The sequence below is a fragment of the Streptomyces sp. NPDC043854 genome (assembly GCF_056436005.1).
On sequence record NZ_JBWKDK010000028.1, the window covers coordinates 81,543 to 91,331 of the forward strand.

The following is a 9,789-nucleotide window of genomic DNA, read 5'->3' on the forward strand; positions in this document are numbered from 1 at the left end:
TCGGCGCTCGCGGCGCTCCGGCGCGGCCCTTGGGCACATGAGCAACCCTCCCCCCCGCCGCCCGCACCGTGACGCGGACGCCCCGGAAGCCAACCTACCTCCGGGGTGACCGCTCACCGCTTCGCCATCGGTCCCAGCAGCGCGGCAAGTAACGCCGTGGTGGCCATCAGGTGCTGACCCTCCATCCCTCGCAAGCTCTCCCGCGTGAGGTCCCTGGACAACGGCACCGCGTGCCCCGTGATGCTCACCGGCGGCGGCTCCTGGATCCGCAACATTGCGTAGACGACCTTGCCGCCCCGCTCAGCCGGTGACACGCCCCACCGGTCGCTCAGCTTCTCGACCACCTGAGACAGCCCGCGCCCGCCCTCGTCGGAGTCGCCCACCATGATCTGAGTCGGGAGCGTCGGAATCACGTCCCAGACCTCTAGGAACAACGCCGTGCCCTGGACGCGGATCTGCGGGGCGACCAGATTGAACCCGCCGGGTGGCACCTGCACCGATTCCAACTCGACTTCCGACGACGCCTTGACGGCGTTCGTCAGCAACTCCGACATGATCACCTTGGCGTCATAGATCAGGGCGGGGTCAAGCTCCCAATACGTCAAGGCTTCGTGCACGAGTCGCCGCCCGGCCGCCACCGCTCCCACCGTCGCGGGAAGCGTCAGCATGACCGCCGGGAAAGACCCCCGACCCTCGATCACCCTGCCCTCACCTCCCGCCCCGGCGGCGACACCCGCTCTCGCTCCGGGTCCACCCTGGGCCGCGCACTCAATCCCATCACCTCATCTCGATCGGTGGGCCGAACGCCAACCACGTTCGGGATCGCGACCCTGACGCGAAACGGTCGCCATACGGGTTCGGGTAAAGCGCGCGGCGACGCGGGGAACCACGCCCGGCCCCCGTGGGGGAACGAATGGGCCGGGGCGGACGTCCGCGCCGCCGCGCGCGCTCTGGGACTCGGCACGCCCGAACCACGCGTGCCGATCTGGAAGGGGCCGCCTACGTGCTCGGGTCGGCCGCCGGTCTGCGTCGCGCGATCTCGGGATGGGTCGCCGCGCGCATCGATCCGTTGGCACGGTTCGTCACCTGGACGCGCGACGCCAAGATGTCAGCCTGGGTCGCGGGCCTGATGTCGTCCCACTCCGGGTTCCACTCCCGGCCCCCGCCCTGCGGGCGCAGGGTGACGCGATAACCGATCGCCTCCACCGTGCCCACGAGCCCGCGCCGTTCGTCGTAGACGAGCGACTGAATCGCCGGGTGCACCCCGTCCTTGGCGAAGGGGGGCGCCTCCTTCGGGTCCATCGGGTCTCCTCTCGAACTACGCCGCGCCGCTCGCCTGTGGGGTCGGCTGCGCCTGCCACTGGGGGGCCACCGGGGGATGCGGCGGCCCTGCCTGGGGCTGCCACGGCTGCGCCTCGTGCGGGCTCCCGTGCTGCCCCAACTGCTGAACGATGCGGGGCACACGCAGCGGCCCGGCGACGGGCGCGGACGGCTGCGCCGGTGCGCTCTGGGGAACCGGCGGCGGCACCGTCCGCACCGCCGTAGGAGGCGCAACCGGCGGGGCCGTGGTCCCCCCGAGTCGCGCGCCGATCTCCTGCGCGCTGTCGCCCTCGATGCGCTCTCCGGTGTACCGCGTAGCCGACCAGCGGCGTCCGCGAACCCACACGAACCACATCGGGAAGCGCACCATCAGCGCGCCAAGGTCGTTGAGCTGCTGGGCGAACTCGTCGGGACCTATCGGCTCCTTGGGCGCGGCGGCGGTCGTCTGCCACGTCTGCCCCTGGACGCTGCCGGGTCGGTACTGCCGGGGATCACCTAATCCGGGGGCGTACGGCGGTTGTTGCGTCACGGCCATGCCCACCCTCCTAAGCTCGGGGGCGTCAGGGACGCTCCGTCGTCGGGTGGCTCCAGTCTGCACCCTCACAGCAGGAAAACGCAACAGTCGGAAACCCGACTGTTGGGAGTACGACAGGGGTTACGCTGGACCCATGTCGACATCCGCGTCTCGAACCGTCCGGCTACGGCGGCTCGGGAAGATCGTTGAGCGCCTCCGCAAGCGCGCCGGGCTGACCCAAGGCGAGGCTGCCGAGTTGATCGGCGTCAACCGGACTACCTGGATCTCTATGGAGGGGGGCAAGACCAGCCCGCACCGCAGCAACGTGCTCAGCATCATCGAGAAGTTCGACGCCTCCCCCGAGGAAGCCGAAGAACTCTTGGCGCTCGCCGCCCGTCCTCGTGACCCGGCTTGGATGCGCCCGCTACGTGGCCGCATCCCCGACCGCTACGGCGAGTACATCGACCTGGAGTCAGGGGCGCTGTCGGTCAAGTCGTGGGAGCCGTCACTGATCCCCGGCCTATTGCAGACCGAGGACTATGCACGGGCGCACGCCCGCAGCCTGCCGGGAGCCAAGCCAGAGCAGATTGAGGCGCGCGTGACCGCACGCATGCAACGGCAAGCCGCGTTCGCCGCGCGCGGCGCTCCCCTCTGGGCCGTCATCGGAGAAGCCGCCCTGCGCTACGACGTGGGAGGCCCGGCCGTCCGCCACGGGCAGTTGGCGCGACTGCTGGAAGCCAGCGAGGAACCGAACACCACGATCCAAGTGATCCCGTTCGGCATCGGCGCTCACGGCTCGATGATGGGCTCCTTCGCAGTCCTCTCGTTCGGGGACGCCGCGCCCCCGGTCGTGTACGTCGAAACGCTCGGCGGCGACCTGTTCCTAGAGGAACCCTCCGACCTCCAGACCTTCCGCGACACGTACGCCCACCTGCAAGCCACCGCGCTATCCCCGGCGGATAGCCGCGAGTTCATCACCAAGACCATTCAGGAAATCGAAGGGCAGGCGGCACGCAATGGCCGAGTTGCAATGGCGCAAGAGTAAGTACAGCGGCGACAACGGCGCCTGCGTCGAGATCGCCGAACCCGCCCCCGATGTCGTATACGTTCGCGACAGCAAGAACCCCGACGGGCCACGGCTCAACTTCACCGGCCCGGCCTGGCTCGGGCTCATCACCGATATCCGAGACGGCCGCTTCGACGGCTGACGCGCCGACCGGCCACGACCCGCGCCCCCGCTCCCACCGAGCGGGGGCGCTCGGCATATTCCACCGGTATGAACCGCTGACGGTGGCCGAAACGCGCCGCCCATCCTGGCCAAGAATGCGCCACAGCGATCCGATTCGAACACCCGACCTGCGCCGGGGCATGATCGCCAGGCATATGACCCCGGCGGAATCGGACAATCCGTATCCGACCGGCCACAACCCGTAGCGATCAACGAAACACCGGCGTTACGTTCGAATCAACCGAAACGGCCGTAGATATATGCGCGATCCAGTCCACAGCGCGGCGGCCGAACCCAACCGCACCAACGGAAGGGAACCACCCATGCGCAAGCTCAAGATCGCCTCGGTGCTCGCGGCCAGCACGGCCGCGCTCGCCCTGGGCATCGCCGCCCCCGCCTCCGCCGCCCCCACCGGGGCGCAGGCCGTGATCGGTCTCGGCTACAGCGGCACCAGCTTCACGGGCACCACGGGCAACCTCGACGACACGGTCGGGCTGACCTGCACCGACATCCCCAGCATCACCACCGCGCGTTCGGCGGAGAACAACAGCGGCAGCGACATCATCATCCTCTACGCGGACGCATCGTGCACGGTCGTGGACACGGTGCTCTTGCCGAACGCGTCTGACGCCGACACCAACGCGGTCGCGTACAGGGTCGTCAACCTGTAAGCGTCCCCGACGCTGCTCAATGCCCGCTGTCGGTCTAGTCTGTGCCGGGCCGGGTGGAACCGCGCGAATGCGCGGGGCCGCTCGGCCCGGCACGCTTGTGTGCGGCCACCACGGGGCAGCAGCAACGGCGGCGCGGCGGACGCGCACGGCGGGAAAGGGGTGATGGGGCTGCGCGCGCTACGGGAACCGGCGACGGCGCGTCAGCGAACCGTCAGGCAAGGGGCATCCCCCCGCGGCCGCCGCCCTGGCCTCCGACGCCCACGACGCGGTGGTGGTCACCGCCATCCCGTGGGTGAACGAGGAGGTGACCGACGACGACCTGGCCGACGCGTTGCGCGACGCCGTCGCCGCGCACCCCGGCAAGCCGGTGGCGGTGGTCCACGTGGAGCTGGCCGGGCTCGTGGAGTCCCTCTCCCGTGCCGACGTGCGCATCCCCGCCTACCCGGCCGCCGAGCGGGCCGTCCGGGCCGTCGCCGAGGCCGTGCGCTACGGGCAGTGGCGGCGGGCCGCCGCCGGGTCCGGCCACGTCCCCGAGTACGAGGACATCGACGAGGCCGGGGCGGCCGCCCAGCTCGCCGGGCTGCTGGCCGAGGTCGGAGCGGGCGACGGCGTGCTCACCCTCGCCGAGGCCGACGCCGCCGCGCTGCTCGCGCGGTACGGGATCCGGGTGCTGCCCACCCTGCCCGCGCCCTCCGCCGACGCCGCGGTCAAGGCTGCCGAGGTCCTCGGCTACCCGGTGGCGCTCAAGACCACCGCCCCGCACCTGCGCCACCGGGCCGACCTGGGCGGCGTACGCCTCGACCTGGCGAACGACGCCGCGCTGCGCCGCGCGTACGGGGAGCTCACCGGCCTGCTCGGCGCGCCGGCCGAGCTGCTGCCCGTGGTCCAGGCCATGGTCCCGCGGGGCGTGGACACCGTCGTGCGGTCCGTCATCGACCCCGCCGCCGGCGCCGTCCTGTCGTTCGGGCTCGCCGGCGTCGCCTCCGAGCTGCTCGGCGACACCGCCCACCGGATCGTGCCGGCCACCGACCGGGACGTCGCCGGACTGATCCGGTCCATCCGGACCGCGCCCCTCCTCTTCGGCTGGCGTGGCAGCGACCCCGTCGACACCCCCGCCCTGGAGGAGCTCCTCCTGCGCCTCTCCCGCCTGGTGGACGACCACCCCGAAGTGATCGGCGTCACCCTGGAGCCCGTCGTCGTCGCCACCGAGGGCCTCTCCGTGCTGAGCGCCACGGTCCGCATCGCCCATCCGCCGGCCCGCACCGATCTCGGCCCCCGGACGCTTCCCAGCTACTGAGCGCGTCCGGGGGCGGCCGGGGCGCCCCGTGCGGGCCTTAGGATGGACCCCATGGCGAAATCCGGTACGACGACCCAGGGGCTGCGCGCGGCGATCGAGCGCAGCGGCTACTACCCGGCCCTTGTGGCCGAGGCCGTGGAGGCCGCGGTGGGCGGCGAGCCGATCTCGTCGTACCTGGTCCACCAGGAGACGACGTTCGACTCCAACGAGGTGCGCCGGCACGTCACGGTGCTGGTCCTGACCGGCAACCGCTTCATCGTGAGCCACACCGACGAGCAGGCCGCCGACTCCGGGTCCCCGTCCCCGTACGCGACCACCTCCACCGAGTCGGTGAAGCTGTCCGGGATCTCCTCGGTGGTGCTCAGCCGGGTCGTCGCCAACCCGGAGTCGTACACCCCGGGCACCCTGCCCCGCGAGGTCGTCCTGACCATCGGCTGGGGCGCGGTCTCGCGCATCGACCTGGAGCCCGCCGCCTGCGGCGACCCCAACTGCGACTCGGACCACGGCTACACCGGCAACTCCACCGCCGACGACCTCAGCCTGCGCGTCAGCGAGGCCGGCGACGGCCCCGAGGCGGTCCGCCAGACCCTCCTCTTCGCCCAGGCGCTCTCCGAGGCGACCGCGGCGACCGCCTCCTCCGCCCGCTGATGGTCTACTCCGCACCCGCGAACTGGGACGAGCCCGAGCTGCTGGACCTGTCCGGCGCCCCCGTCCCGCAGTACGGGACCGGCTCCCTCGCCGACCTGCTGCCGACCATCGTGGCCGGCCAGGGGGTCCCCGGCTTCACCGCCGCCATCAGCGAGCTGACGCCGGCCGACCGCAACTGCGTGTTCCTGGTCGACGGCATGGGCTGGGAGCAGATCAAGGCCCACCCGGACGAGGCCCCGTACCTGACCTCCCTGCTCGGCACCTCGCGCGGCGGCACCGGCCGCCCGATCACCGCGGGCTTCCCGGCGACCACCGCCACCTCGCTGGCCTCCGTCGGCACCGGCCTCCCCCCGGCCCGCCACGGCCTGCCCGGCTATGCCGTCCGCAACCCGGCCACCGGCGAGCTGATGAACCAGCTGCGCTGGCACCCGTGGACCCCGCTGAAGCCCTGGCAGCCGTACCCGACCGTCTTCCAGCTGGCGGACGCGGCCGGAGTGGCCACCGCGCAGGTGTCCTCGCCCGCCTTCGAGACCACTCCGCTCACCAGGATCGCGCTGAGCGGCGGCGCCTTCGTCGGCCGGATGACCGGCGAGGAGCGCATGGACCTCGCGGCCGAGCGCCTCGCCGCCGGGGACCGCTCGCTGGTCTACACGTACTTCAGCGAGCTCGACGGCGCCGGCCACCGGCACGGCGTGGACTCCGACGCCTGGCGCGGCCAGCTGATGTACGTCGACCGGCTCGTGCAGCGGCTCGCCGAGCAGCTGCCGCCGCGCACCGCGCTGTACGTCACCGCCGACCACGGCATGGTGGACGTCCCCTTCGACGAGGACTCCCGCATCGACTTCGACGAGGACTGGGAGCTGCGCGCGGGCGTGGCCCTGCTCGCGGGCGAGGGCCGGGCCCGGCACGTGTACGCCGTACCGGGCGCCGAGGCCGACGTGCTGACCGTGTGGCGCGAGGTGCTCGGCGACCGGTTCTGGATCGCGAGCCGCGAAGAGGCTCTGGAACTGGGCTGGTTCGGGCCGCCGGGGGAGTGCGACGAGCGCGTCCTCGGACGGATCGGCGACGTGGTCGCGGCCGCCCACGCCGATGTCGCGATCACCGCGTCCGTGAACGAGCCCAAGGAGTCGGGGCTCGCCGGAATGCACGGCTCCATGACTGCGGCCGAGCAGCTCGTCCCGCTGCTCGAAGTGCGCACCTGACCGGCACGACGCCCGCCCGATCCGACCCCGCCGAGGCCCCCGGCCCCGGCCCCGCAGTCCTGACCACGACCCGGAAGGTCCCGTTTCCTCCATGCCTGAACTGGTGTTTTTCTCCGGCACGATGGATTGCGGGAAGAGTACCCTCGCGCTCCAGATCGGGCACAACCGCTCGGCGCGGGGGCTGCAGGGCGTGATCTTCACGCGCGACGACCGCGCCGGCCAGGGCAAGCTGTCCTCCCGCCTCGGCCTGGTGACGGAGGCGGTCGAGGCCGCCCCGGGCATGGACCTGTACGCCCACCTGGTGACCCAGATGTCGCAGGGAGGCAAGGTCGACTACGTGATCGTGGACGAGGCGCAGTTCCTCGCCCCCGAGCAGATCGACCAGCTCGCCCGGGTCGTCGACGACCTGGGGCTGGACGTCTTCGCGTTCGGCATCACCACGGACTTCCGCACCAAGCTCTTTCCGGGCTCGCAGCGGCTGATCGAGCTGGCGGACCGGATTGAGACCCTCCAGGTGGAGGCGATGTGCTGGTGCGGGGCACGCGCCACGCACAACGCCCGCACGGTGGGCGGCGAGATGGTCGTGGAGGGCGAGCAGGTCGTCGTCGGCGACGTCAACCAGTCGCCGGAGGAGGTCGGTTACGAGGTCCTGTGCCGCCGCCACCACCGGCGCCGCATGACGAGCGCCGCGGCCCGCGCGGCCGCGATCTCCCCGGACGTCCTGCCGGTCACCCCGGCCTGACGGCCGGCGCGGTCCGGAGCCCCGGTCGGGGGAGTTCGCCCCGGGCCCGCGGGCCCGCGGGCGGGCCAGTGGGGCCGTCGGGCGGTCCTCAGAGGCCGTTGCCGGGGCGGAGTTCGACGAGGGCCAGGAGCGCGCCCTCCGGGTCCGCGACCGTGGTGACCCGGCCGGTGAGGCCCTTGCGGGGCGGCTGGACCACGCGCCCGCCGAGCCGGTGCACCAGGGCCGCGGCCGCGTCGGCGTCGTCGACGGCGAAGTACGTCATCCAGTGCGGGCCGCGGTCGTGCGGGAGGGAGCGCCCGACGCCGTGCACGGCGGCGACCGGCCGGCCGTCCAGCAGCAGGGTCAGGTAGTCGAAGTCGGCGGCCGTGGCGGCCGGGCCCGGGGCGGTGGTGCGCTGCACGGCCTCGTGGCCGAAGACGTGCTCGTAGAACTTGCCGACGGTCGAGGTGTCCTGCGTGACCAGCTCGGCCCAGACCGGGGTGCCGTGGACGCCGGACAGCCGGGTCCCGACGCGCTCCTCGGCCTGCCAGAGCCCGAACACCGCCCCCAGGGGGTCGGAACAGATCGCCGTGCGGCCCGCGCCGCCCGCGTCCAGCGGGCCCACGGCGACGGTGCCGCCGCAGGAGCGGACCGCCTCGGCCGCCGCGTCGGCGTCGTCGGTGGCGAAGTACGTCGTCCAGGCCACCGGAAGGTGCCGGTCCGGCGGCATCTCGCCGATCCCGGCGACCTCCTGCCCGCCGAGAAGGGCGCGGACGTAGGGGCCGAGAGGCTCGGGGCCGGGCTCGTACTCCCAGCCGAAGAGGTCGGTGTAGAAGGCCTCGGTGGTCCCGAGGCCGTGCACCATCAGGCTCGACCAGCACGGGGTGCCGGGCGGGCGCCGCGTCGCGTGTGCTGCCTCGGTCATGTCAGCTGTCTCCTCGCTTGTGGGGCTGTGCCCGACCAGATGGTTGCACTCCGGCGGGTCCGGCGCGCCCCGACCGGCCGGGATTCGCCGGAGCGGGGGTAGATGACCGAATCGGTGCGGCCTGCCGGTATCGGGCTTGTTACGCGGGCTGCGCGGAGGGGAGGAAGATGGCTGCATGACTGGGAACTCTGCGATTCTCTCCGCGGCCGAGCTGGCGGCCGAGCTGGCCGGTCCGCGGCCGCCGGTGCTGCTGGACGTCCGCTGGCAGCTGGGCGGCCCCGACCTGCGGTCCGCGTACGAGGCCGGCCACCTGCCGGGTGCCGTGTACGTCGACCTCGACCGCGAACTGGCTGGTCCGCCGGGGGCGGGCGGGCGCCACCCGTTGCCGGACCCGGACGAGTTCGGGGCGGTGATGCGCCGGGCGGGAGTCGGCGCGGACACGGACGTGGTCGTGTACGACGGGGGCCTGGGCTGGGCCGCGGCCCGCGCGTGGTGGCTGCTGCGCTGGACGGGGCACACGCGGGTCCGGGTGCTGGACGGCGGCTTGGCCGCGTGGACCGCGGCGGATGGTGTGCTGACAGCGGAGCCGCCGACTCCTGTCCAGGGCGATTTCAAGCCAAGTCCGGGTGCTTTCGGTCTGCTGGACGCGGACTCCGCGGCAGCCCTCGCGCGCAGCGGGATCCTGCTGGACGCGCGGGCGGGGGAGCGCTACCGGGGCGAGGTGGAGCCGATCGACCCCGTCGGCGGGCACATCCCGGGGGCCGTGTCGGCGCCGACGACGGAGAACGTGGGTCCGGAGGGACTGTTCCTGCCCGCGGAGGTGCTGCGGGCGCGCTTCGCCGCCCTGGGCGCGGGCGGTGCCGCACCGGTGGGGGTGTACTGCGGTTCGGGTGTGTCCGGGGCGCACGAGGTGCTGGCCCTGGAGGTGGCCGGCATCCCGGCCGCGCTGTACGCGGGCAGCTGGTCGGAGTGGTCCTCGGACCCGGACCGGCCGGTGGCCACGGGTCCGGACCCCCAGTAGCCGCGGGCGGGGCAGCGCGGCCCGCCGCTGTCCCGGTGCCGCTGCGCGGAGTTGCTTCCCCGCCCCGCCGACTCCCGAAACCGGGGCCGGCCCCGGACCCCGGTCGGGCTTCGAGCCCGGGGGCCCGAACGCCGTGGGGGGGGGGGGGGGTCTCCCCCCCACCGACACAACCCCCCAAAAGGAGGGGGGGGGGTCCTTTTTTTTTTTTTGGGGTCCCAAAAAAGCCCTCTCCCACCCGGGGA

Annotated in this window: 11 protein-coding genes and 1 pseudogene; 8 read left to right on the forward strand and 4 right to left on the reverse strand. The window is 72.8% G+C overall.

Annotated elements, in window-relative coordinates; translation table 11 throughout:
- Nucleotides 1–113: 113 nt before the first annotated feature.
- The 3 genes from AC068A_RS24235 to AC068A_RS24245 form a co-directional block, all read right to left on the reverse strand.
- On the reverse strand, nt 114–668 hold the full coding sequence (locus AC068A_RS24235; protein WP_478588095.1) for an ATP-binding protein: 555 nt from the start codon (nt 666–668) through the stop codon (nt 114–116).
- A 331-nt stretch (nt 669–999) separates the two neighbouring features.
- The gene (locus AC068A_RS24240) at nt 1,000–1,302 is read right to left on the reverse strand and encodes a hypothetical protein (RefSeq protein WP_478588097.1); all 303 of its coding nucleotides are present in this window, start codon (nt 1,300–1,302) and stop codon (nt 1,000–1,002) included.
- A gap of 16 nt (nt 1,303–1,318) precedes the next feature.
- Nucleotides 1,319–1,855, reverse strand: coding sequence for a hypothetical protein (locus tag AC068A_RS24245; RefSeq protein WP_478588099.1), 537 nt, complete (start codon nt 1,853–1,855; stop codon nt 1,319–1,321).
- 133 nt (nt 1,856–1,988) lie between these two features.
- On the opposite strand from AC068A_RS24245, the gene AC068A_RS24250 reads away from it, so the two are divergent.
- The 7 genes and pseudogenes from AC068A_RS24250 (at nt 1,989) to AC068A_RS24280 (ending at nt 7,622) form a co-directional block, all read left to right on the forward strand.
- Entirely contained in the window at nt 1,989–2,879 is an 891-nt protein-coding gene (locus AC068A_RS24250) for a helix-turn-helix domain-containing protein (RefSeq protein ID WP_478588101.1), read from the forward strand.
- Complete coding sequence (locus tag AC068A_RS24255; protein ID WP_478588103.1) at nt 2,851–3,042, forward strand: DUF397 domain-containing protein; 192 nt, start codon at nt 2,851–2,853, stop codon at nt 3,040–3,042. Before AC068A_RS24250 ends, AC068A_RS24255 begins: the two co-directional genes overlap by 29 nt.
- A 343-nt stretch (nt 3,043–3,385) precedes the next feature.
- Nucleotides 3,386–3,733 (forward strand): hypothetical protein, encoded by a 348-nt coding sequence (locus AC068A_RS24260; RefSeq protein ID WP_478588105.1) that lies wholly within the window; start codon nt 3,386–3,388, stop codon nt 3,731–3,733.
- A 235-nt stretch (nt 3,734–3,968) separates the two neighbouring features.
- Nucleotides 3,969–5,030, forward strand: a pseudogene (locus AC068A_RS24265) (acetate--CoA ligase family protein); the annotation flags it as partial.
- 51 nt (nt 5,031–5,081) lie between these two features.
- On the forward strand, nt 5,082–5,678 hold the full coding sequence (locus AC068A_RS24270) for a DUF5998 family protein (protein ID WP_179175222.1): 597 nt from the start codon (nt 5,082–5,084) through the stop codon (nt 5,676–5,678).
- Entirely contained in the window at nt 5,678–6,880 is a 1,203-nt protein-coding gene (locus AC068A_RS24275) for an alkaline phosphatase family protein (RefSeq protein ID WP_478588107.1), read from the forward strand. The genes AC068A_RS24270 and AC068A_RS24275 overlap by 1 nt, the downstream gene beginning before the upstream one ends.
- 91 nt (nt 6,881–6,971) lie before the next feature.
- On the forward strand, nt 6,972–7,622 hold the full coding sequence (locus AC068A_RS24280) for a thymidine kinase (RefSeq protein WP_478588109.1): 651 nt from the start codon (nt 6,972–6,974) through the stop codon (nt 7,620–7,622).
- Nucleotides 7,623–7,710: 88 nt separating this feature from the next.
- On the opposite strand, the gene AC068A_RS24285 is transcribed toward AC068A_RS24280, so the two are convergent.
- On the reverse strand, nt 7,711–8,526 hold the full coding sequence (locus AC068A_RS24285; RefSeq protein WP_478588111.1) for a VOC family protein: 816 nt from the start codon (nt 8,524–8,526) through the stop codon (nt 7,711–7,713).
- A 175-nt stretch (nt 8,527–8,701) separates the two neighbouring features.
- Between AC068A_RS24285 and AC068A_RS24290 the strand changes: the two genes are divergently transcribed.
- Complete coding sequence (locus AC068A_RS24290) at nt 8,702–9,547, forward strand: sulfurtransferase (protein ID WP_478588113.1); 846 nt, start codon at nt 8,702–8,704, stop codon at nt 9,545–9,547.
- The last annotated feature ends 242 nt before the right edge of the window (nt 9,548–9,789 follow it).